Annotated in this window: 21 protein-coding genes; 7 read left to right on the forward strand and 14 right to left on the reverse strand. The window is 63.9% G+C overall.

What is annotated here, in order from left to right; genetic code table 11:
- Positions 1-6: 6 nt before the first annotated feature.
- From rluB to SADO_RS01085, 6 genes are all read right to left on the reverse strand, one after another.
- On the reverse strand, positions 7-750 hold the full coding sequence (rluB, locus tag SADO_RS01060) for a 23S rRNA pseudouridine(2605) synthase RluB (protein WP_353108489.1): 744 nt from the start codon (positions 748-750) through the stop codon (positions 7-9).
- Positions 751-798: 48 nt separating this feature from the next.
- The gene (locus SADO_RS01065) at positions 799-1575 is read right to left on the reverse strand and encodes a ferredoxin--NADP reductase (protein WP_353108491.1); all 777 of its coding nucleotides are present in this window, start codon (positions 1573-1575) and stop codon (positions 799-801) included.
- A 142-nt stretch (positions 1576-1717) separates the two neighbouring features.
- Positions 1718-2563 (reverse strand): SMC-Scp complex subunit ScpB, encoded by an 846-nt coding sequence (gene scpB / locus SADO_RS01070; RefSeq protein WP_353108493.1) that lies wholly within the window; start codon positions 2561-2563, stop codon positions 1718-1720.
- A 10-nt stretch (positions 2564-2573) separates the two neighbouring features.
- Entirely contained in the window at positions 2574-3416 is an 843-nt protein-coding gene (locus SADO_RS01075) for a segregation and condensation protein A (protein WP_353108494.1), read from the reverse strand.
- 58 nt (positions 3417-3474) lie between these two features.
- On the reverse strand, positions 3475-4476 hold the full coding sequence (gene trpS, locus SADO_RS01080; protein ID WP_353110047.1) for a tryptophan--tRNA ligase: 1002 nt from the start codon (positions 4474-4476) through the stop codon (positions 3475-3477).
- A gap of 103 nt (positions 4477-4579) precedes the next feature.
- On the reverse strand, positions 4580-5218 hold the full coding sequence (locus SADO_RS01085; RefSeq protein ID WP_353108496.1) for an L-threonylcarbamoyladenylate synthase: 639 nt from the start codon (positions 5216-5218) through the stop codon (positions 4580-4582).
- A gap of 154 nt (positions 5219-5372) precedes the next feature.
- Here SADO_RS01085 and SADO_RS01090 point away from each other — a divergent pair, with 154 nt between their 5' ends.
- The 3 genes from SADO_RS01090 (at position 5373) to SADO_RS01100 (ending at position 8142) form a co-directional block, all read left to right on the forward strand.
- Entirely contained in the window at positions 5373-5675 is a 303-nt protein-coding gene (locus SADO_RS01090; RefSeq protein ID WP_353108497.1) for a YciI family protein, read from the forward strand.
- Positions 5672-5938, forward strand: coding sequence for a BolA family protein (locus tag SADO_RS01095; RefSeq protein WP_353108498.1), 267 nt, complete (start codon positions 5672-5674; stop codon positions 5936-5938). The genes SADO_RS01090 and SADO_RS01095 overlap by 4 nt, the downstream gene beginning before the upstream one ends.
- Positions 5939-6039: 101 nt before the next feature.
- A complete protein-coding gene (locus SADO_RS01100) occupies positions 6040-8142 on the forward strand; it encodes a TonB-dependent receptor family protein (protein WP_353108499.1) in 2103 nt (700 codons plus the stop codon).
- A gap of 22 nt (positions 8143-8164) precedes the next feature.
- On the opposite strand, the gene SADO_RS01105 is transcribed toward SADO_RS01100, so the two are convergent.
- The 5 genes from SADO_RS01105 to smc all read right to left on the reverse strand — a co-directional run bounded on the left by SADO_RS01105 (position 8165) and on the right by smc (position 15629).
- The gene (locus tag SADO_RS01105) at positions 8165-8566 is read right to left on the reverse strand and encodes a hypothetical protein (RefSeq protein WP_353108500.1); all 402 of its coding nucleotides are present in this window, start codon (positions 8564-8566) and stop codon (positions 8165-8167) included.
- 145 nt (positions 8567-8711) lie between these two features.
- Positions 8712-9005, reverse strand: a complete 294-nt coding sequence (locus tag SADO_RS01110) for a hypothetical protein (RefSeq protein ID WP_353108501.1) — start codon at positions 9003-9005, stop codon at positions 8712-8714.
- Between the two features lie 79 nt (positions 9006-9084).
- Entirely contained in the window at positions 9085-11187 is a 2103-nt protein-coding gene (ligA, locus tag SADO_RS01115; RefSeq protein WP_353108502.1) for an NAD-dependent DNA ligase LigA, read from the reverse strand.
- Complete coding sequence (zipA, locus tag SADO_RS01120; protein ID WP_353108503.1) at positions 11187-12074, reverse strand: cell division protein ZipA; 888 nt, start codon at positions 12072-12074, stop codon at positions 11187-11189. Before zipA ends, ligA begins: the two co-directional genes overlap by 1 nt.
- 45 nt (positions 12075-12119) lie before the next feature.
- The gene (gene smc / locus SADO_RS01125; protein ID WP_353108505.1) at positions 12120-15629 is read right to left on the reverse strand and encodes a chromosome segregation protein SMC; all 3510 of its coding nucleotides are present in this window, start codon (positions 15627-15629) and stop codon (positions 12120-12122) included.
- A 292-nt stretch (positions 15630-15921) separates the two neighbouring features.
- Here smc and queF point away from each other — a divergent pair, with 292 nt between their 5' ends.
- A complete protein-coding gene (gene queF / locus SADO_RS01130; RefSeq protein ID WP_353108507.1) occupies positions 15922-16311 on the forward strand; it encodes a preQ(1) synthase in 390 nt (129 codons plus the stop codon).
- Positions 16312-16367: 56 nt separating this feature from the next.
- Here the strand turns inward: queF and SADO_RS01135 are convergent, their stop codons facing one another.
- Positions 16368-17048 (reverse strand): glycine zipper 2TM domain-containing protein, encoded by a 681-nt coding sequence (locus SADO_RS01135; protein WP_353108508.1) that lies wholly within the window; start codon positions 17046-17048, stop codon positions 16368-16370.
- A 114-nt stretch (positions 17049-17162) separates the two neighbouring features.
- On the opposite strand from SADO_RS01135, the gene cysZ reads away from it, so the two are divergent.
- Positions 17163-17921, forward strand: a complete 759-nt coding sequence (cysZ, locus tag SADO_RS01140; protein ID WP_353108510.1) for a sulfate transporter CysZ — start codon at positions 17163-17165, stop codon at positions 17919-17921.
- Here the strand turns inward: cysZ and SADO_RS01145 are convergent.
- Positions 17918-18718 (reverse strand): HAD-IA family hydrolase, encoded by an 801-nt coding sequence (locus SADO_RS01145; protein ID WP_353108511.1) that lies wholly within the window; start codon positions 18716-18718, stop codon positions 17918-17920. The two genes, cysZ and SADO_RS01145, sit on opposite strands and share 4 nt — an antisense overlap.
- 141 nt (positions 18719-18859) lie before the next feature.
- Here SADO_RS01145 and dksA point away from each other — a divergent pair, with 141 nt between their 5' ends.
- The gene (dksA, locus tag SADO_RS01150) at positions 18860-19303 is read left to right on the forward strand and encodes an RNA polymerase-binding protein DksA (protein ID WP_353110049.1); all 444 of its coding nucleotides are present in this window, start codon (positions 18860-18862) and stop codon (positions 19301-19303) included.
- A gap of 164 nt (positions 19304-19467) precedes the next feature.
- Positions 19468-20001 carry a polyhydroxyalkanoate synthesis repressor PhaR gene (gene phaR, locus SADO_RS01155; protein ID WP_353108513.1) on the forward strand — a complete coding sequence of 178 codons (534 nt, stop codon included), beginning with the start codon at positions 19468-19470 and terminating at the stop codon, positions 19999-20001.
- 575 nt (positions 20002-20576) lie between these two features.
- Here phaR and pnp read toward each other — a convergent pair.
- A complete protein-coding gene (pnp, locus tag SADO_RS01160) occupies positions 20577-22706 on the reverse strand; it encodes a polyribonucleotide nucleotidyltransferase (RefSeq protein ID WP_353108515.1) in 2130 nt (709 codons plus the stop codon).
- Positions 22707-22742 lie beyond the last annotated feature (36 nt).

Below are 22742 nucleotides of genomic sequence, written 5' to 3' on the forward strand. Positions count from 1 at the left end.
TGACGCCTAGCGCTGAAGATCGACCATCGCGGCGAGCTCTCGGACTTCCTTGCGATCCAGCTCGCGCCAGCCGCCGGCCTTGACGCCACTGGGCAGGCCCACGGTGCCGAAACCGGTACGCATCAGACGCGATACGGTCACGCCCTGCGAATCCCACAGGCGGCGGACCACGCGGTTGCGGCCCTGGCGTACGGTGACCTCGAACCAGCGGTTGGCCCGCTTGCTCTCCTCCCCGACGCGAATGGAATCGAAACGCGCGATCCCGTCGTCAAGCTGCACGCCTTCAAGCAACCGTTCGATCATGGCGTCGTCGACGTTGCCACGCACGCGTACGGCATAGCTGCGCACGACTTCGTAGCTGGGATGCTCGAGCCGACGCTTGAGCTCGCCGTCAGTGGTTACCAGCAGCAGGCCGGACGTATTCACGTCGAGCCGACCGATCGCCAGCCAGCGGCCGGCCTTCATCTTCGGCAGGCTCTTGAAGATCGTCGGACGCCCTTCGGGATCCTTGCGGGTCACGACCTGGTCGACGTGCTTCTTGTAGGCCAGCACGCGACAGCGCGTATGCAGGCGTTCCTCGAGGTTGAGACGCTTGCCGTCCATGCGGATCTCGTCGCGCGGATCGGCCTTGTCGCCGAGGGTGGCGATCTGGTTGTTCACGCGGATGCGCCCGGCCTCGATCACCTGCTCGAGCTGGCGACGTGAACCGTAGCCGGCACGCGCGAGCAGTTTCTGGAGACGTTCGGTCATGATGATCCTGGGACTGGCTTGGCTGGCTGAAGTCGAGGCGTGTATGCGCTATTTGGAGACGAAGGCGCGTTCGATGACGTAATCGCCCGGCGCGCCAATATGTGGCGAGATTTCGAAACCGCGCGCGTCGAGCAACGCGGCAGAATCCTCGAGCATGGCCGGGCTGCCACAGATCATCGCACGATCCTGTTTCGGGTCGAGCGGCTCCAGTCCCAGATCGGACATCACCTTGCCCTCGTCGAGCAACGTGGTGACGCGGCCGCTGTTTTCGTGGGGCTCGCGGCTGACCACCGGGTAATACAGCATCTGCGCGCTGATCATCTCGCCGAGCAATTCGTCGTTCGGCAGCGTTTCGGACAACAGCTCGTGGTAGGCAAGATCATCGATATAACGCACGCCGTGCAGCACGATCACGCGATCGAAGCGCTCGTAGGTCTCCGGATCGCGCACGATCGACAGGAACGGTGCGAGACCGGTACCGGTCGACATGAGGTACAGATTGCGGCCCGGGTGCAGGTCGGTGATCAGCAGCGTGCCCGTGGGCTTGCGGCTGACCAGCACCTCGTCGCCTTCTTTCAGATGCTGGAGCTGCGAGGTAAGCGGGCCGTCCGGCACCTTGATGCTGAAGAACTCGAGATGCTCTTCGTAGTTGGCCGAGACGATGCTGTACGCACGCAGCAGAGGCTTTTTTTCCTGCTGCAGGCCAATCATCACGAACTGCCCGTTCTCGAAGCGCAGCGCCGGATCGCGGGTGGTCGTGAAGCTGAAAAGCGAATCGTTCCAGTGGCGTACGCTGAGCACACGCTCTGAGTTCAATGCGGCCATGGGGTTCCCGTAAGTCGCAGCCGGCCATGGCGCGCGGTGAGCGCGCAGGCCGGTTGTTACATCTTCTGATGGCGTGATGATGGGTATCGATCGACCGGAATCCAACCCTGGCCGCTCGATTGCGCCGGATTCAGCACATCTTTCAGTGCATCGAGCCCGGCGGCGGCGCGGTACGGTCTTCGTTTTCGGCGCCGGCTGCGCCCTCGCCCTCGCCCTCGCCCTCGCCCTCGTCGGCGTCGGCGTCGGCGTCGGCGTCGGCGTCGGCGTCGGCGTCATCGTCCACGTCTTCCGGCGCTGCCTGCGATGTTCCCGAGGTCTCGCCTTCATCCTCGGTCTCGCCCGGCGCCGCGTCATCGCCCTGTAGCCGCGCAATCGCGGCATCGAGCGCATCGAGATCCTTGATCTCCGGTAGGCTCGGCAGATCGGCGAGGCGCTTCACGCCGAAATCGTCGAGAAACTTGGTCGTGGTGCCGAACAACGCGGGCCGTCCGGGCATGTCGCGATAGCCGACCACCTTGATCCAGTCAAACTCCTGCAACGTCTTGACGATGTTCGACGACACCGACACCCCGCGCACCGCTTCGATATCCGAGCGTGCGATCGGCTGGCGGTAGCAGATCAGGGCCAGGGTCTCGAGCATGGCGCGCGAGAGCTTGGGCGGGCGTTCTTCCCACAGGCGCGACACGAGGCCCGCATAGTCCGCGCCGACTTGGAAGCGCCAGCCGCCGGCGACTTCGACCACGTTCACGGCGTTAGCCGCATAGTTTTCGACGAGTGCGACCAGCGCGACTCGGACATCCGCGCGCTCGACCGCGTGCGTGGTTTCCAGCAGGCGCACGATCTGGTCTACGGACAACGGCCCGTCGCTGGCCATCAGCAGCGCCTCGATACAGCGCAGTATCGGCTCGGAGACCACGGCTTCACCGTCGGCCTCGTGATGGGCCGGGATCTGCTCCGGGCCTGTGGCATCGGATTCGTTCGTGCTCACGGACGCCCTCTCATTCGTAGACGGATTGCGGCGGCGGGCCCGCCAGGCGCAGGGCGACCGGTTCGTATGGCGCGCTCTGCTCGATCGCGATCAGGCATTCGCGGGCCAGCTCCAGAATCGCCAGAAAAGACACCACCACGCCGAGGCGTCCTTCGCTGCTCTCGACCAGCGTGACGAAAGCACAGGCATCGCCACTGCCCAGGCGTTCCAGAATGCGGCTCATATGCTCGCGCACGGATAGCGTCTCGCGCTCGATGCGGTGTTCGGTGAACAGCTCGGCGCGGGTGAGCACGTCGTGCAGTGCATGCAGCAACGCGCCCAGATCCGTTTCCGGCTCGGGACGATCGATATCCAGCCGCTCGGGGCCATGCTGAACCGCGGTCACGTCGCGGCCCATGCGCGGCGTCTCGTCGAGCCGCTCGGCGGCTTCCTTGAATTGTTCGTATTCCTGCAGCCGCCGCACCAGTTCCGCGCGTGGATCGTCGCCCTCGTCTTCTTCTTCCGTCGGCTTGGGAAGCAGCATTCGCGACTTGATCTCGGCGAGCATGGCGGCCATCAGCAGGTATTCGCCGGCCAGCTCGATCGCCATTTCCTGCATGACCTCGATATAGGTCATGTACTGATGGGCGATGGTGTGCACGGGAATATCGAGGATGTCGAGATTCTGCTTGCGGATCAGGTACAGCAGCAGATCGAGCGGGCCCTCGAAGGTCTCGAGAAACACGCGCAGCGCGTCCGGCGGGATATAGAGATCTTCCGGCAACGCCTCCACCGGCTCACCGCCGACCCGGATCGCAGCCCGCGCCTCGGCGTCGGCGTCCGGTGCGTCCTGCTCGGGCACCGATTCAGCCATGCTCATCCGGGGCGGCGCCGCATAGCGGCCACAGCTGCGCGTTGCGGCCGCGTGCTGATCATGCCGAGGGCAGGAAACCAGTCAGCGCAAAGGCCTTGTCCAGCGTCGGCTCAGCGCGCTGGCGAGCCGCAGCGGCACCGCGCGCGAGCAGCGCATCGAGGCCGGCGGTGTCTTCGCGGTATTCCGCATAACGCTGCTGCAGCGGCTCGAGAAAGGCGACCACGGCATCGGCCAGATCGCCCTTGAGCGCGCCGTAGCCCTGGCCGGCATAGCGTTGTTCCAGATCGGCGATCGACTCGTCGGTGACCGCCGAATAGATCGACAGCAGGTTCGACACGCCCGGTTTTTCGGCCTCGTCGAAACGAATCTCGCCGTCCGAATCAGTCACCGAGCGCTTGATCTTCTTGACCACCTTCTTGGGCTCGTCGAGCAGTTTGATGACGTTCGCCTCGACGTCGTCCGACTTGGACATCTTCGCGGTCGGATCGCCCAGACTCATGATGCGGGCGCCGACTTCCGGGATGAACGGCTCGGGCACGGTGAACAGCTTCTCGCCGGCGCGCGCGTTGAAGCGCTCGGCCAGATTGCGGGCCAGTTCCAGATGCTGCTTCTGGTCGTTGCCGACCGGCACCGCATCCGCCTGGTACAGCAGGATATCGGCCGCCATCAGCACCGGATAATCGAACAGCCCGGCGTTGATGTTGTCGACGTTCTTGGCGGACTTGTCCTTGAACTGCGTCATGCGGTTCAGCTCGCCCATCGACGTATGGCAGTTGAGCAGCCAGGCGAGCTGGGCATGCGCCGGCACGTGCGACTGCACGAACATGGTCGCGCGTTCCGGGTCGATGCCCGCCGCGAGATACAGGCCCAGAAATTCGCGACAGCGTTCGCGCAGCGCGGCCGGATCCTGACGAACCGTGATCGCGTGCATGTCCACCAGCGCGAACAGGCAGTCGTGCGTGTCCTGCATGGCCACCCAGTGCTTCAGGGCGCCGATATAGTTGCCGAGCGTCAGCTCGCCGGAGGGCTGGATGCCGGACAGGACAATGGGTTTGGCGATCTCGGAACTCACGCGTGCAGCCTTGTTTCGTCAGCGATGACTCAAACGCGACAGTATACGTAAGCGCGGCGGCGCATTGGGCGTGACGCGCTCAATCGGCGGATCAGACCTCGACCGGCTCCAGGCCAAGCGCCTCTGCACTGCCCTTGCCCAGGCGCAGAATCTGCGGCACGGCAGGCGTGAGATCGACGATGGTGGTCGGTTCCACGCCGGTCGCACCGCCGTCGACGATCATATCCACCTGCTTGTCGAAGGCATCGCGTACGTCGAAGGCTTCGGACAGCGCCACGTCGTCGTCGGGATGCTGCGCGGTGACCGACATGATCGGCTCGTCCATGGCCTCTGCAATCGCGCGCGCCACCGGATGCGCGGGCACACGGATACCGATGGTCTTGCGCTTGGGATGGGCGAGCCAGTTGGGCACGACCTTCGACGCCGACAGCACGAAAGTATAGGCGCCGGGCGTGGCCGCCTTGAGGAGCCTAAAGCTGGTGTTGTCGACCTTGGCATAGGTCGAAATCTCGGACAGATCGCGACAGACCAGGGTGAAGAAATGATCGCGCCCGAAACCGCGCATCTGGCGGATGCGGTCGATCGCGTTCTTGTCCCCCATCGCACAGGCCAGACCGTAGGACGAGTCCGTCGGATAGGCGATCACCCGCCCGGCGCGCAGCGCGTCGGCCACCTGCGCGATGCGGCGCGGCTGCGGGGTTTCGGCGTGTACGTGAACAATCTCGGCCATGGACGGATTATATCGCGTACGTCCATGTTGCCGCCCATGTTTCTTGCAATCTTTTTCAAGGGCGTGGCCCGACAACATCGCGATGCGGCACACTGAGCATCACCCGCGCGCCGCCACGCGGCCCGCAAACGATTCAACCGCCAAGGAATTGAATATGGACTACTTCGCGATCGTATCCTTCGATGTTGCCGAAAGCAGCGATGGCCGCAAGAAAGCCGTGGACGAACACCGCGCGCGCCTCGAAGAGCTCGACCAGGCCGGGCGCCTGCTCACCGCCGGCCCGATGCCGCGCGTGGACGCCTACGGCAAGGTCATGGATGGGTTCCAGGGCAGCATCATCATCGCCGCCTTCGACAGCCTTGAAGAAGCGCGCCAGTGGGCCAAGGTCGATCCGTACAACGCCGAAGGCGTGTATATGGAAACCACGGTCTATCCCTACAAGAAGGTTTTTGGATGAGTGATCGCATACCGCGAATCCGCGCGGCTCTCGAACAGGGCCTGGATACCGGCGACGTCGCCATCCGCGACGACAGCCACCTGCATGCCGGCCATGCCGGCGCGAAAAGCGGGCTCGGGCATTTCCACGTGACCATCCGCTCGCCGCGCTTCACCGGCACCTCGCCGATCGAGCGTCATCGACTGGTCTATGAAGCGCTCGGCTCGTTGATGCAGACCGATATCCATGCCGTCTCGATACGGGCCATGGCGCCCGAGGAATAGCGCTGACGCGCGTGCCCGAAGAAAAAACCGCCCGAATGCGGTAGAACAGAACGACAGAAGAAAAACGCGAGGGAACGCCGCGGCGTTCGGGGGAGACAATCATGACTATTCGCCCTGACCGGCGTTTGCCGGTGGCGTTTGCGGTGGCGATGGCCATAGGCGTGCCGGTGTATGCCCAGACAGGCACGCCGGCATCTGACAACGAGCCAGACGCCCTGCAGTCACTGGCGCCGATCGAGGTCGAGAGCGTACGCCTGAACACCGAGGTGCTGACCACGCCGGCCGCGGTCGACGTCACCGAGGCGCAGGACATCCAGCAGGGCCGCGCCAAGGCGCAGCTGGATTCCGCGCTCAACCGCACCCCGGGCGTATACGCCAACAACGGCAGCAACTTCGCCCAGAACCTGCGTATCTCGATTCGCGGCTTCGGTGCGCGCTCGGCCTTTGGCGTACGCGGCGTGCGGGTACGCGTTGACGGCATTCCCGAAACCCTGCCCGACGGCCAGGCCCAGACCGACAGTATCGATCTGGGCGCGGTAGAACGCCTGGAAGTCATTCGCGGGCCGTTTTCCGCGCTCTACGGCAATGCGACCGGCGGCGTGGTGGATATCACCACGACAACACCGGCCAGCGGGCCGGTCGACCGCGGCGAGCTCACGATCGGCAGCTACGGCTACCGACGCATCGAGGCGGCCACGGCTCGCGAACACGGCGACTGGGGCTACGCCCTCACCGCCTCTCAGCTCGACCTGGACGGCTATCGCGAAAACGGCGAGGTGAAGAAACAGCAGCTCACCGGCAAGCTCGAACGCCGCGTGGGCGCGACCGGCACCCTGCGCCTCGTTACCCGTATTCTCGATGCGCCGGACACGCAGGACCCGGGCGGCATCACGCTCGAGCAGGCGCGCGCCGACCGCCGCTCCGCGCGCGACGCCAACCTGGCATTCGACTCGCGCCAGTACGCGTCGCAACAGACCGTCGGGCTGGTCTACGAGGATCAGTTTTCGGACCAGCAGTCCTATGAAGCCAATCTTTTTTATACCAACCGCGACTTCATCCAGTACTTGCCGTTCAGAAGCGACGATCCAGAGGTCAACGACGGCGTGGTCGCCTACGACCGCGACTTCTTCGGCGGCGGCCTCCAGACCACGCGGTTCGACAACCTCTTCGGCCACGAGAATCAGCTCGTCGCCGGCGTGGATGTTCAAGTGCAGCAGGACGCACGCGAGCGGTTCGACAACGTCGCCGGCGACAAGGGCGCACTCGGCCTCGAGGAAGACCAGCAAGCCACCAGCGTCGGCGTGTTCGCCCAGAACGTTTTCTCGCTGACCCGCGACCTGGAGCTGACCACCGGCGTTCGCTATGACTATCTAGATTTCGATATCGACGATGCGTTCATCAACGCCACCGACCCGGACGATTCCGGCGGACGCACCTATCACGAGGTCTCGGCCAACGCCGGGCTGAGCTATGCCTGGGCCGAGCGCCAGCGCGTTTACGCCAACGTGGCCAATGCATTCGAATCCCCCACCTTCACCGAATTCGCCGATCCGGCCGGTAACGGTGGCTTCAACGGCGACCTCGACCCACAGAAGGCCGTGCAATACGAAATCGGTGCCAAGGGCGAAGTGGGCAACGCCGCGCGCTACCAGATCAGCGCGTTCTGGATCGACGTGGAAGACGAACTGGTGGTGTTCAACGACGACGGCCGGCGCGACTTCTTCGAGAACTCCGGCAAGTCACGCCGCAAGGGTATCGAGGCCAAGCTCGAATACGCGCTCACGCCCGATCTTTCGGCTACCGCGGCTTACACCCTGGCCAATTACGAATATCGCGAGTTCGTCGACAACAACGGTAACGACTACGCCGGCAACGCCATACCCGGCCTGCCCGAGGAACGCCTGTTCGGCGAACTGGCCTGGCGACGGCCCGACTTCGGCTATGCCGTGGCTGACATGCGCTATGCCAGCTCATTCTTCGCCGATAACGCCAACACCGCGAAGATCGACAACGCCTGGATCTTCAACGGCCGCGTCGGCAAGACCATCCCCGCCGGCGGCGACGAGCTGACCGTCTACCTGGGCATCGACAATATCTTCGACGAAGCATACTTCGACAATATCCGGATCAATGCCTTTGGCGGCCGCTACTACGAACCGGCGCCGGGTCGGACGTTCTATACGGGATTGGCCTACGAACTCTAGCCGGCAGGCGACAGGCGAGGCGCTAGCCCTCGTCGAGAAAGCGCTTGATGGTATCGGCGTCGATATCTTCGACGCGTACGATGCGCGAGGTCGGCTGGGCGGCGGCACCGTGGGCCTTGGCGCGCAACACGACCAACGGCTGGTAGGCATCAAACTCGGCTAGGCGAAAACCGAGCGTCGGGTCACCGTCGAAATCGCCCGGCGTATGAACGCCGCAACGCACGACCGACCACTCGGTTTCGTGATCCTCGACGTACTGCCAGTCGCCCTGCTCGGCTGCGGCACGGAATGCCGGTGCCACCACGTCGTTCACCACGCCCCGGGCGCGCTCGGCAATGCTCTCGCGGCGTTCCGCCAGGCGCGCGTTCGCGCCCAGTTTGGACTGCACTTCATCGGTGGTGACTTCAAGCCAGCTACGCGCCACGAGACTCTACCTGTGTGAATTCAGAAACGGCGAACAAGCGTAAGCGGTGGCGTGATGACACACAAGCGCCTGAGCCGGCGGATCGCCTGCAGGGGTGAAACCCACGCGCTGCGCTCTGACGGCTACGCCGCGCGACTGACTGAGACTAGCCCGCCTTGGGCTTGCGAGCGCGATCCGAAGACGGTGTATCGGGGCGCTCGTAACCACAGCTTGCCCGCGCATGGTCGGCGGCATCCACCAGCAGATCGAGCATCGGCTGGCGATTTTCGGCGCTCACGCCTTCGGCTAGCGCGCGCCGGGCCGCCGCCGCGGCGTTTTCGACTTCCGCCAGATCGCGCGCGCACTGGCTGTCGTCACCGCTGACGAACAACGTGGTGCAGCCGGCGAGTACGCTCACGGCCAAGGCGAGGCCGAAGACTTTCAAGAATGAACGACGCATGGGATTCCTTTACGAATACGCTAAACGGTGATGCCAAATGGCGTCCTGGATGACCAGCAATGATCGCGCCAGTAATCGATCAGCCGGCTTCGACATCTTCGAGCAGGGCCAAAAAACCATCTTCGTCGAGCAGGGTCACGCCGAGCTTTTCGGCCTTGTCCCGCTTACTTCCGGGGCTAGCGCCCGCCACAACGTAGTCGGTCTTTTTCGACACGCTGGAGGTCACTCGGCCACCCAGCGCTTCGAGCCGTTCGCCGGCTTCGCCACGCGTCATGCTGTCCATGCTGCCGGTAAGTACGAAGGTCTTGCCCGACAACGGCTGCGCGCCCGATTCGGTACGCACGCTTTCCCACTGCACACCGACCGCGACAAGCGCATCGATCACGTCGCGGTTGCGCTGCTCGGAGAAGAAATCGGCGATGCAGTGGGCGACCCGGCTACCTACGCCCGGCACAGCCTGCAGCCCTTCGGACGTGAGCAAACGCTCGCGGGCCGCGCGGTTGTCGGGATGTTCGTCTTCCGCCCGCTTTATGCGAGCCAGGTACGCCGCGGCCTCCTCCTGCAATGCCTCCAACGTGCCGAAATGACGGGCCAGATCGCGGGCCATCGTCTCGCCCACCTCGCGGATGCCCAGCGCGAACACGAAGCGCTCCAGCGTCGTCTGCTTGCTCGACTCGATCGACGCCAGAAGGTTTTCGACCGATTTCTCGCCATACCCTTCGCGCTCGACCAGGGCTTCGCGATGCTGATGCAGCGCAAAAATGTCGGCCGGCGACTCAAGCAGGCCTTCATCAACGAACGCTTCGATCTGGCGGTCACCCAGGCCTTCGATATCCAGCGCCCGGCGCGAGGCGAAATGCTTGAGCGCTTCTCGGCGCTGGGCCGCGCAGACCAGGCCACCGGTACAACGAGCGACCGCCTCGCCTTCCACGCGTTCGACGTGCGAACCACAGACGGGGCAACCCGCAGGCAGTTCGATCGCGGTGGTCTGCTCGCCGCGCTTGGCCAGCGCCTTGACCTCGGGGATCACGTCGCCTGCGCGACGCACGATCACCTGATCGCCGATACGGATATCCTTGCGCGCGATCTCATCCATGTTGTGGAGGGTGGCGTTCGATACCGTCACGCCACCGACGAACACGGGTTCCAGCTTGGCGACCGGCGTGAGTGCGCCGGTACGCCCGACCTGGAACTCGACGCTGTTGAGCGTCGTCGTGGTTTCTTCGGCCGGAAACTTGCGCGCGATCGCCCAGCGCGGCGCACGGGCGACAAAGCCCAGCTCGTCGCGTGTGGCGGCATCGTCGACCTTGAACACACAGCCGTCGATCTCGATATCGAGGCCCGCGCGCCGCTCGGCCATGGCTTGGTAATAGCCTTTGCAACCTTCGAGGCCGTCGACCCGTTCGACGTATTCGCTGATCGTGAAGCCCCAGGCGGATAGCTGCTGGAGCTGTTCGAACAGGCTGCCCGGCAGTGTCTGGCCGTCGACACGGCCAATGCCGTAGGCCATGAATGCCAGCGGGCGATCGGCCGTGATCCGGGAGTCGAGTTGACGCAGGCTGCCGGCGGCGGCGTTGCGGGGATTCACGAAGGCCTTGTGGCCCTTCTCCTCGAGCCGCGCGTTGAGTGCTTCGAAACGCGATCGCGCGAGCACGACCTCGCCTCGGATCTCGATGAACTCCGGCACGTCCTTTCCCGTCAGGCGCAGCGGCAGATTGCGGATAGTGCGCGCGTTGGGCGTGATGTCCTCGCCGGTGATGCCGTCACCGCGCGTGGTTGCGCGCAGCATGACGCCATTCTCGTAGCGCAGGTTGAGCGCGGTGCCGTCGAATTTCGGCTCCGCACAATAAGCTAGCGCCCCGCCGTCGACCGCGTCGCGGGCGCGTCGGTCGAACTCGGCCAGTTCGTCGTCGTCGAAACAGTTGCCCAGCGACAGCATGGGCGTGGCGTGATCAACGGATTCGAACTTGTCCGAGGGCGGCGCACCGACGCGTTGGGTCGGCGAATCCGGCGTCACCCATTCCGGGTGCTCGGACTCGATCGCCTGGAGCTCACGAAACAGCCGGTCGTACTCGGCGTCCGAAATGGTCGGCGCATCGTCGCGGTAATACGCCTGGCTATGCTCGCGAAGCTCGTCGGCGAGCTGTTGCGCGCGTTCGCGTGTCGCCTGCTGCCCTGACACTACCGCCGCTTCGCGATCTTCGCCCGCCGATCGAGATCCGCAATCTGGTCGAGCATGAACTGCGCTGTCTGCGCCTTGAGCAGCGCGCGCTTGTCGTCGAGCACTTCACCGCCGAGCGCCTTGGCCAAGGCGTTGGCAGTTTCCATCATGTCGCGCATTGCCGGGCCGCCTTCCACCGGGCCGGGCACGACCATGAACAGCACGAGTCCGGGCGTGTGCAGATGATCCTGATCCACCGGATCAAGCGTGCCCGGCTTGAGCATGTTAGCCACGGCAAACACGGACTCGGGCACGCCATGGGTCTCGGTCACGCGGTGGAACACGTCGTTGAGACCAAACTTGAGGTCCTGCGACTGCAGCGCGGCGTGCACGTCGGGGCCGTCGAACATGCGATCGCCCACGGCCGAGACGTGCAGCATGAAGACCTCCCGCTCGGCGCCGGGCGACGCGGTGTGCGGACGCATGTTCTCGACGCGCTCGACGCCGTCGCGGCGCGTCGGTTCCGGCGCGTCGTTCGTGGGCGGGGCGCTGGGCGCTGCGGCTTCCGGCTCGACCTGCGGCGCCGGCTCGGGCTCGGACGCGCGCTTCTTGTAGGCCGACCAGGACGCTTCGGCGCTTTCCTTGCCGATCGGCGCCTGGTCGCTGTCGTCCAGCGGCGCATTCGGGTCACGTGCCGCGCGCCGGCTGGCCGGCGTCTCACTGGAGAGCGTGCGTACGCCGACGATATAAGAGTCGCCACCAAGCGATTCGCCGCGGTCGAGATCTTCGTTATCGCCGCTCGGCTCGTCGTCCATGCCCTGCCAGGGGTCGTTGGCCGCCTGATGGCGCATATACCAGTAGGCACCGGCGACCACCGCGATCACCAGGATAAGGAGAAGCCATTGCACGATAGACATAGGCGGTTGTGTTGATTGCGTTGCGTGGCGCCGGCGTCAGCCGGCCATGTCGAGTGCCTGATCGATGTCCACACTGACCAGACGGGATACACCCGGCTCGGCCATGGTCACGCCGTGCAACTGCTCGGCGAGCGACATCGTCAGCTTGTTATGCGTAATCACGATGAACTGAACCTGGGCGGACATGCGCCGCACCAATTCACAGAAACGCGATACGTTTGCGTCGTCCAGCGGCGCGTCGATCTCGTCCAGCATACAAAAAGGCGCCGGATTAAGTTCGAACAGGGCGAATAATAACGCAACTGCGGTCAACGCTTTTTCCCCGCCGGACAACATCTGGATCGAGGCGTTGCGCTTGCCCGGCGGACGCGCCATCACACGGATGCCGGTCGCGAGCCAATCGTCCTCGGTCAGTTCCAACGCAGCTTCGCCGCCGCCGAACAGCTCCGGGAACATGCTGGCGAAACGGGTGTTGACCTGCTCGTAGGTCGCCTTGAAACGCGCCCGGGTCTCGCGGTCAATCTTGGCAATCGCGGTTTCGAGTGTTTCCAATGCCTCGGCAAGGTCCGCATGCTGTTCGGCCAGATACTTCTCGCGTTCGGCCTCGGCCTCGTATTCCTCGATCGCTGCCAGGTTGATCGCACCGAGGCGCTGTATCTTGCGCTCCAGCGTCTCGATCTCGGTCGTGCAGGCGTCGATCGTGGCGCCCTCGGCAATCTGCGCGACCAGCGCCTGCGGCGTTTCGCCGAGTTCCTCGATCTGCTCGGCGATACCGGCGCGGCGGACGCCCGCGGTCTCGACGTCGATCTTGGCTTGTTGCAGCGATTCTCGGGCAGTGTCGACTTGCTGTTCCGCACGCATCAGCGCTTCCGAGGCCTCGCCAAGCGCTGTTTCGCTGTTCTTGAGCGCATCGCGCGCGGCGCGCAGCTCGCGCTCCGCCCGGTGCTGGGCCTCGAGGGCCTGCTCGTGTTCACTTTCGTCCGGCGCCTTGTCCTGTTCCGCCGCGTCGCCGCTGTCCGCCTCGAAACCGGCCAGGCGCGCGCTGACTTCCTCATGCGCCGTAGTCGTATCGGTCAGGCGTTGGGCGATGCTTTCGCTGCGAGTGCGGCTCTGCTCGAGACGGGATTCGATTTCACGCAGTGCGCGCTCTGCCTTCACGTGGGCCTGGCGGGCAGCATCGCGTGCCTCACGCGTTTCAGCCAGGCGTTGCTGAGCATCGCGCCGCGCCGCGCTGAAGGCTTCGGCTTCGGTCTCGAGATTGCTCACTTGCGCGCTGAGACGCTCGTTCTCGCGCGTCGCCTCGTTGAACTGTTCGCCAAGCTCGGCAAGCTCCGTGTCGAGTTCCTCGGCACGGCGGTGCAGCTGCTCGGCACGCATACGGCGCCCCTGCTGTTCGGCGCGTGCCGCTTCGAGTTCGCGGCGCGCTTCCGCGATGCCGCGCTCCAACGCCTGGCGGGCCTGTGCGCTTTCGTCGCGGCGTTCACGCAGTTCGACCAGCGATGCTTCGCGGGCTTCGAAGTCCGTGGCCTCGCGCTGCTGCTGTTCGTCGAGCGCCTCGATACGCTGCTCGCGCTCGAGCACGCCGCGTTCGGCGGTTTCGCCGGCCGGCGTCACCAGACTATGCGGACCCACGCAGCAACCATCGAGCGTGACGAAGCGCTGGGTGGCAGACAGCTCGGAGCGGCGCGCCAGCGCATCGGCGAGCGTGTCGATCACGAACACGCGCTCGGCCAGCGCTCGAATAACCGCCGGCGCCTCGATGCCTTCAGCGAGGCTGGGCGCGTCGCCCGGCCCGGGTTCGTTGGCCGCTGTACTCGCCGGCTCGGGCTCGACCAGCGTGATCGACTCGCCGGGCCAATCGCCGTCCAGTGACGGCAGCTGTTCGACCAGAAAGCCTCGTAGCCAGGCCCCGAGCACGGCCTCGGCCGCGGTCTCCCAGCCGGCGCGCACTTTCACGCGGCGCGCTACGCCCTGGGCCGCGTTCTGCCCCTGGCTCTTCAACCAGTCGGCAACCGTGGCGTCGTCTTCGCGCAGCACGGATTGCTGTAACTGTCGTTCCGAAGCCAGCCTCGCGCGCGTCTCGCCCAGCTGGGTCCGTAGGCGTTCAAGTTCGCTTTCTGCATCGGCGATGGATTCGCGCAGGGCATCGTCTGCCTGCGCCTGTTCGCTTGCGCGGACCTCGTCGGCGCTCAGGCGTTCGGCGCGGGCTTCGATATCGCGCTCGCCGGCCTCGAGATCGTCCTGTTGTTCTGCAGCGAGGCTGTCGCGTTCTTGCTGGCGCTTGTCGCGGCGTTCGCCCAACTGGGTCAAACGCTCTTCGGCGTAACGGGCGCGACGCCGCTCGGCGTCGAGCTGCTGGACCGGGTTCTGTTCGGCGCTGTTGTGCGCGTCCCAGGCGTTTTCGGCATCGCGCGCGGCCTGTTCGCAAGCGTCCAGATGCTCGCGGGCGGCCGTGAGCGCGCCCTCGGCCTGTTCACGTTCGGTGGTCGCGGTGGCCTGCTCGGTTCGCACCGCTTCGGCGACCTGCTGGTCTTCGTCGATTCGACGGGCGAGCGCGTCGCGACGCTCGATCAGCTCGTCGTGCTCGCGGTCGCGCAGCTGGCGCATTTCGCGGGCATGGGCAAGCGCCTGCGCGATTCGCGAAGCCTTGGACTGGGCATCGTAAAAGGCAGCCTGCTGAGTCTGGACCTGGTTCATGGCCGCTTGCTGCGCACTCGACTGGGCGTCGCGACTGCCCTGCGCGTCGCGCTGCGCGGACACGGCATCGCGCAGCTTGTCTTCACATTCACGCAATTGCCGCTCGGCAGCCTGGACCTTCTCGTCGTGCGCGGCCCAGCGCAGCGCGAGCAGATCGGCGCGTAGGCGCCGCTCTTCGGCCTTGAACTGCTTGAACTTCTCGGCGTTGGCGGACTGGCGCTTGAGCACGCCCAACCGCTGGGTGACCTCTCCGATGAGATCGTTAAGCCGATCGAGGTTCTCGCGCGTGTGGCGGATCCGGTTCTCGGTCTCGCGTCGGCGTTCCTTGTACTTGGAGATGCCGGCCGCTTCTTCGAGGACCTGGCGCATGTCTTCCGGCTTGGCCTCGATCAGGCGATTGACCGCGCCCTGCTCGATGACCGCATAGTTGCTGCGTCCACCGAGGCCGGTACCGAGAAACAGGTCGATGACATCGCGCCGGCGCGATTTCGTGCCGTTGATGAAGTATTTCGAGCCGCCGTCGCGCGAGAGTTCGCGCTTGATGGAGATCTCGTTGAAAGCGCCGTATTGGCCGGCGAGCTTGCCTTCGCTGTTGTCGAACTTGAGCTCGACCGACGCGCGACCGACCGGCTTGCGGGCCTTGGAGCCGTTGAAGATGACGTCTTCCAGGGCCTCGCCGCGCAGCTGGCGCGCGCTCGACTCGCCGGTCACCCAGCGTACGGCGTCAATCACGTTAGACTTGCCGCAGCCGTTCGGCCCGACCACGCCGGTGAGGTTCGAATTCAGCGCCAGCGTCGTGGGATCGACGAAGGACTTGAACCCGGCCAGACGGATCGACGTCAGCCGCATGGGAACTGCAGGATGTCCGCGTGAATGCCCGGTGCCGACGCGGGCACAGGCTGCATCAATGATTGTCGAACTGGCCCGCGCAAAACGGCCTCCTGGTGCTGGCCCCGATGATCGAGTCTTTCAACGTGCGCAAAGCCGGCTAGTGTACCTGAGCATAATCAGCCTTCGGCCGTTAAAGGCGCGGCGCGCTCGGCAGCGATGGCCGCGTCTGGCACTATTCGGCCAAACCCGGGGCGGCAAGACCACGCCCTGCACGCATTTCCTTAGCACCAAGCTCTGCCACGGAGGCCTGATGGCGACCCAGCCCAGCCGCGATCTCGAAACCTTTCCGAACCCGACACCGGAGCGTGACTACACGATCCGTATGCGTATCCCGGAATTCACTTGCCTGTGCCCGAAGACTGGTCAGCCGGATTTCGCCACGCTGCATCTGGAGTACGTGCCGGAAGCGACCTGTGTCGAGCTGAAATCACTCAAGCTCTATATCTGGTCGTTCCGCGACGAGGGCGCATTTCATGAAGCCGTGACGAATCAGATTCTCGAGGATCTGGTTGCTGCGACGCAGCCCCGTTTCATGCGCCTGCGCGCTGAGTTTTGGATGCGTGGCGGCATCGATACGAGCGTGATCGTCGACCACCGCGCCGACAACTGGCATCCAGGCACTCCGGTGCACCTGCCATAGGACCAACGCGCAGACGTGACCGGTCGGCACCAATACCGGCCGGTCACCGTGTGCTGCTAGCGCATCAGGACAAGATTGTTGCCCTGAACCTGCACGCGGGTACCGGGCGAGATACCGCTGGTGGTGTCTACGTTCACGCTGCGTGAGCCGCCCGTGTCCATGGCGACGTCCACCTGATAATAGGTCTTGCGGCGCACGCGCTTCTCGATCTCGCGACCGGCGAACACGCCGCCGAGGGTGCCGGCGATCTGGGCCACGGTCTTGCCCGAGCCGCTCCCGATCTGGCTGCCGACCACCGCACCTGCGACGCCGCCCGCGACGCTGCCGATCAGGCTCGGATCACCATTGGTAGTGACCGGGGTGATGGAGCTGACCGTGCCGCAGTCATTGCAGACCGGCTTGTCTTCGCTCCGGGCTTGCTCGCGGGCTTCGGTACGCGCCTGCTTGGTGGCCGTTTGTGATTCAGTGCGCGCTTCGGCCTGGCGGGCGGCCGCTTCCTTCTTCTCGGCCTGGGCATCGGCGATCTTTTCCTGCGCGGCGGCCTTTTCCTTTTCGGCTTGTGCTTCCGCCTTGGCCTGCTCGGCCGCCTCGACCTTGGCCTGTGCCGCTTCAAGCTCCGCGTTCGCCTTTTCCAAGTCGGCCTGCGCGTCCTGCGCATCGTTCTGGGAACAGGCGGACAGCGCCAGCAGCAAACTGACCAGCATGGCGCCTAGAAATTTTGATCGATGGGTGTGCATGACGAGACTCCCTCTGTTTCTTCTACACTCTCGATGGTTCTGGCGGGCCGGCATCAGCTGCCGCTCGCCTCGCCATATGGGCCGTGACTTTATGTCTTTACAACCGAACGCCAGATGAATCCGATCTCCGAATTCAGCGCCGGACCGACCTACCTGCTACGCGGTTTCGCAATGCTGCGCGAACCGGCGCTACGCCGTTATGTCGTGATCCCGATTGCGATCAACATCGTACTCATCGCTCTGATCGTAAGCCTGTTCGGCTGGCAACTCGATAGCTGGCTGAATGCCTGGCTCTCGGGCCTGCCCGACTGGCTGAGTTGGCTCGAGACTGTGCTGTGGTGGATCGGCGTCGTGCTGTCGACGCTCGCCTTCTGCTACATATTCACGCTGCTGGCGAACCTGATTGCCAGTCCGTTCAACGGCCTGTTGTCCGCACAGGTGGAAAAACTCGTGACCGGTACGGCGCCCGAATCGGGCATGGGCCTCGCTCGCGAAATGGCAGACGGGTTGTTCGGCGAGCTGCGACGGCTGCGCTATTACCTGACGCGTGCGCTGATGCTGGCGGTGGTGAGCATTGCGTTGTTGTTCGTACCCCCGGCCAATCTCGCGATAGCGCCGCTGTGGTTCATATTCGGGGCGTTCATGCTGTCTTTCGAGTACCTAGACCAGCCGATGGCCAACCGCGGATTGCGCTTTGACGACAAGATCCTGCGCCTGCGTGCGCGTCGCTGGCGCCACCTCGGTTTCGGCAGCCTGGTGACGGTGATGACAGCGATCCCGCTCGCCAACCTGGTCGTCATGCCGGCGGCGGTGGTCGGTGCCACCCTGCTCTATCTGGAATGCCATCCGCGCCAGGCGATCAGCGAACGCTAGCCGGCCCTGGGCGGCTGCTCCATCGTGCGGGCGCTTATGCGCTTGAGAACGTCGAGATCGACATAGTCGAAGTCGAACCCGGGTGACTTGAGCACGCCGGAGGGCTCTCCGGGTTCACCGAGCGAATCGAGCACGGCGCTCGCGGTTTCGAAAGTCTGATCGCGAGTGTCTTCGTTGATGGTGACCACCGCCGGCACGCCGGCGGCATGGGCGGCGGTCGCACCGGCGTTGGAATCCTCGATCGCCAGGCATTCGTGTGGCGCGCAGCCGAGGCGTTCGCAGGCGGCGCGATAGAGGTCCGGCGCGGGCTTCTTGTTCGAGACCTCGTCGCTGCACACGGTCAGCTCGATATAGGGCAACAGCGCATCGCCAAGCGCAAAGGCCAGAAAAGGCTCCAGCGTTGCTCGGGTCGCGTTGGTGACGATAGCGATGCGCATGCCCGCCTCGCCGGCCTCCCGAATCAGCCGCGCCACGCCTGCACGCAGCGGCACCTGCCCTTCCTCCAGACGATCGCGAAAATAACGCGACTTGCTGCGATGAATCTCCGCGATCCAGCCAGCGCGGTCATCGCGAATCCTCTCGTCGTGAGTGCCGACCTCCGGGTCGTAGCGATCCAGATAGTGATCGATACGTTCGCGCCCCCCGGAAATCAGCAGCAGCTTCCGATACAGCTTCTTGGTCCAGGTCCAGTCGAGGCCATGTTCGCGGAATGCGCGATTGTAGGCGGGCAAATGGCCTTCGGGTTCCGTGTCGGCGAGCGTACCGTCGACATCGAATAGGAGCGCGCCAAGCGTCATGATTGCAGGGGCCGCGGGGTGTGGATTAAGGCCATAAGAGTTTGCCAGAACCATGCCAAAAGCGCAGCTAAACGAATTTTTATTGCGCGCCCGCCTCAACCCGTGCTAATGGTACGCGCTGTTTTCCGACCCGAGGCCAGCATGGCTGCAACTCATAAAGAATCAAAACTCGAGGCGCCTCAGCAGTTTACGCCCTACACCCCGAAAGAGGGTGAAGAGTATATGAATGAGGCGCAGCGCGATCACTTCCGCCGTATCCTGATGAACTGGAAACGGGAACTCATGGAAGAAGTCGATCGCACCATGCATCACATGAAGGATGAGGCCGCGAACTTCCCGGATCCGACAGATCGCGCGAGCCAGGAATCCGAGTTCAGCCTCGAACTGCGCACTCGTGACCGCGAGCGCAAGCTAATTCGCAAGATCGACCAAGGCATCTCCCGGGTCGACCGTGATGAATACGGCTTCTGCGACACCTGCGGTACGGAAATCGGCATTCGTCGGCTCGAGGCGCGGCCGACAGCCACACTGTGCGTCGACTGCAAGAGCCTCGACGAGATCCGCGAGCGTCAGCTCGGCCGTTGAGTTGCCGCGCAAGCGATCGAGATGACGCCCGCCCTCGCGCGGGCGTTTTCGTGTCCGACGCCTGAAACGCTACGTTTGCACCAACCGATCTGGCACAATCATATTGCCGCAATGCAGCAAGCCTGCACGCTACGGCAACTTTCCAATAAGACGGGGCGAAGTGGATGAGTGACGAGACGCGGATCATCAAGAAGTATCCGAACCGGCGACTTTACGATACCGAAGTCAGCCGCTACATCACTCTGGAGAACATTCGCCAGCTTGTGATTCGCGGCGAACACTTCACCGTCATCGACAAGCGCAGCGGCGACGACATCACCCGCACCATCCTGCTCCAGGTCATCAGCGAACAGGAAGAAGGCGGCGACCCGATTTTTCGGACCGAAGTGCTGCGCAACATCATTCGCTTCTACGGCGATTCGATGCAGAGCACGGTCAGTTCCTATCTTGAATTGTCGCTGGAATTCTTCAGTGATCAGCAGCAGCAGTTCAAGGATCGGATGCGCCGGCTATTGGGGGCCAACAATCCGCTGACCGCACTGCGCGAACTGTCGCAGTATCAAGTGCCGATCTGGCGCTCGGTAAGGCGCGAATTCCTCGCCAACCTGAAGCGCAAGGAAAAGGAAGAGAACGCCCTCGCTCAGGAGGCGGACACCGACAACTCCGAGGCCGCCGGGAACGATCGCGAAAAACAATAGTCTTGATAGAAACGCGATTCCATTAATTTCACGGCCGATGGTTGACTAAAGTCGTAGACCGGTTATACTGCAACGCAACATCAGCACACATGCTGATCAACCGAATCTCCTCCGAAAGGCCTGACGGCCTTTCTCGCACTTGCCCCCTTACCCTAGGGGGCTTTTTTTATGCGCGAGATATATAGCCGCTTGGGCGTCGTGCGCATATAGAGCCGAGGAGAGCACGACGGGCAGCCGCGCCGTGTATACCTTTTGGGATGAACGGTTAGACGGTCTGGCACGACTTTCTCGGCCTAGCCCATGCTCTCACAGGCGGCTCAGCAACCACGAGAGGACTGATCCAGCGGTTCCCCGCCGCCTCAGCCCGCCTCTGTAGCTCGCACGCGCTTTCAGTGGCGACTGAGCCCCCGCACTAGGCCAATGCATCAAGCCGAACCTGGCCTACGCCTGACCTGGTCCATGCCCGGACAACCAACCGGGCATCCCGAACGCCGCAAATAGCGGACATAAAAAAAGGCGCCCCTCAGGACGCCTTTTTCGTACCGCGCGCCTTATCAGCGCCAGCGTTATCAGAATCAGCCTTCGGCTTCTTCTTCCGATGCCTTCTCGGCCAGTTCCTTCATCGACAGGCGTACACGGCCCTGGCGATCAACCTCGAGCACCTTGACCTTCACCACCTGGCCTTCGGACAGCTCGTCGCTGACCTTTTCGACACGGTGGTCGGCAATCTGCGAGATATGCACGAGACCATCGCGGCCCGGCACCAGATTGACGAAGGCGCCGAAGTCGACGATACGCACGATCTTGCCCTCATAGACCTGACCGGCCTCGATATCGCGGGTAATGTCTTCGATACGCTTGATCGCCATGTCCGCCGCGCTCTTGTCGACTGCGGCGACGTGGATGGTGCCATCGTCTTCGATATCGATGCTGGCACCGGTCTCTTCGGTGATCGAGCGGATGGTTGCACCGCCCTTGCCGATCACGTCACGGATCTTGTCCGAGTCGATCTTGATCGTGAAGATGCGCGGCGCCCATTCGGAGACTTCCTCACGCGGCTTGTCGATTGCATCGCCCATTACGCTCAGGATATGCAGGCGGCCTTCCTTGGCCTGCTCGAGCGCGACTTCCATGATCTCGCGGGTAATGCCGCCGATCTTGATGTCCATCTGCAGCGCGGTGATGCCGTCATTGGAGCCGGCCACCTTGAAGTCCATATCGCCGAGATGATCCTCGTCACCGAGGATATCGGTCAGCACGGCGAACTTGTCGCCGTCCTTGATCAGGCCCATGGCCACGCCGGCCACCGGCGCCTTGATCGGCACGCCCGCATCCATCAGTGCCAGGCTGGTGCCACACACCGAAGCCATCGACGATGAACCGTTGGACTCGGTGACTTCCGAGACCACGCGCATCACGTACGGGAATTCCTTCTCGAGATCCGGCAGCACGCCCATGATGGCGCGCTTGGCCAGCTTGCCGTGGCCGATCTCGCGGCGTTTGGGGCTGCCCATGAAACCGGTCTCGCCCACGCTGTAAGGCGGGAAGTTGTAGTGCAGCATGAACGGGTCTTCATACTGCCCCTCGACCGCGTCGATACGCTGTGCATCGCGGCCGGTGCCCAGCGTGGAAACCACGAGTGCCTGGGTCTCGCCACGGGTGAACAGTGCGGAGCCGTGGGTACGCGGCAGCACGCCGGTCTTGATATCGAGCTGACGTACGGTGCGGGTGTCGCGACCGTCGATACGCGGCTCGCCGTCGAGAATGCGCGAACGCACGGTCTTCTTCTCGAGCGCGCCAAGCGCACCCTTCACGTCGTCACGGCTCCAGCCTTCTTCGCCTTCAGCGGCTGCGAGTTCGGCGACCACGGCTTCCTTGATCTCGCCCAGGCGCGCACCGCGCTCCTGCTTGTCGGCGATCTGGTAGGCGGCGGTCACATCGTCGCTGGCCACGCGCGCCACGGCTTCGGCGAGCGATTCATCGGTCGGGGCCGGCTGCCAGTCCCAAGCCGGCTTGCCGACTTCGCTGACCATCTTCTCGATTGCCTGAATCGCGGCCTGCAGCTGCTCGTGACCGAACAGCACGGCGCCGAGCATGATCTCTTCCGACAGCTGCTTGGCTTCGGACTCGACCATCAACACGGCGTCGCTGGTACCGGCGACGACCAGGTTCAGTTCGCCTTCCTTGATCTGGCTGGCGCTCGGGCTGAGCACGTACTCGCCGTTGGCATAGCCAACGCGCGCACCGCCGATCGGGCCGGCGAACGGCATGCCGGAAATAGCCAGCGCTGCAGAGGCACCGATCATGGCGGGAATATCGGCATCGATCTCGGGATCGACCGACATCACCGTGGCCACGATCTGGACTTCGTTATAAAAACCCTTCGGGAACAGCGGACGAATCGGACGATCGATCAGACGGCAGGTCAGGGTTTCCTTCTCGCCCGGACGACCTTCACGCTTGAAGAAACCGCCGGGAATCTTGCCGCCGGCATAGGTGCGTTCCTGGTAGTTCACGGTCAGCGGGAAGAAGGCGGCGTTCGGCGCGGCCTCCTTCTTGCCCACCGCGGTGACCAGAACGACCGTATCGCCCATGCTCACCTTGACGGCGCCATCGGTCTGGCGCGCGATCTCGCCGGTCTCGAGTGTTACGGCGTGTTCGCCGAACTGGAATGTCTGCTTGCTGGTTACGGAAACGTTGCTCACTAGAATTATCCTGTGTCTTTCAAACAAAAAAGCGCC

It is taken from the genome of Salinisphaera dokdonensis CL-ES53, assembly GCF_040361215.1.
In the GTDB taxonomy this organism is placed as follows: domain Bacteria; phylum Pseudomonadota; class Gammaproteobacteria; order Nevskiales; family Salinisphaeraceae; genus Salinisphaera; species Salinisphaera dokdonensis.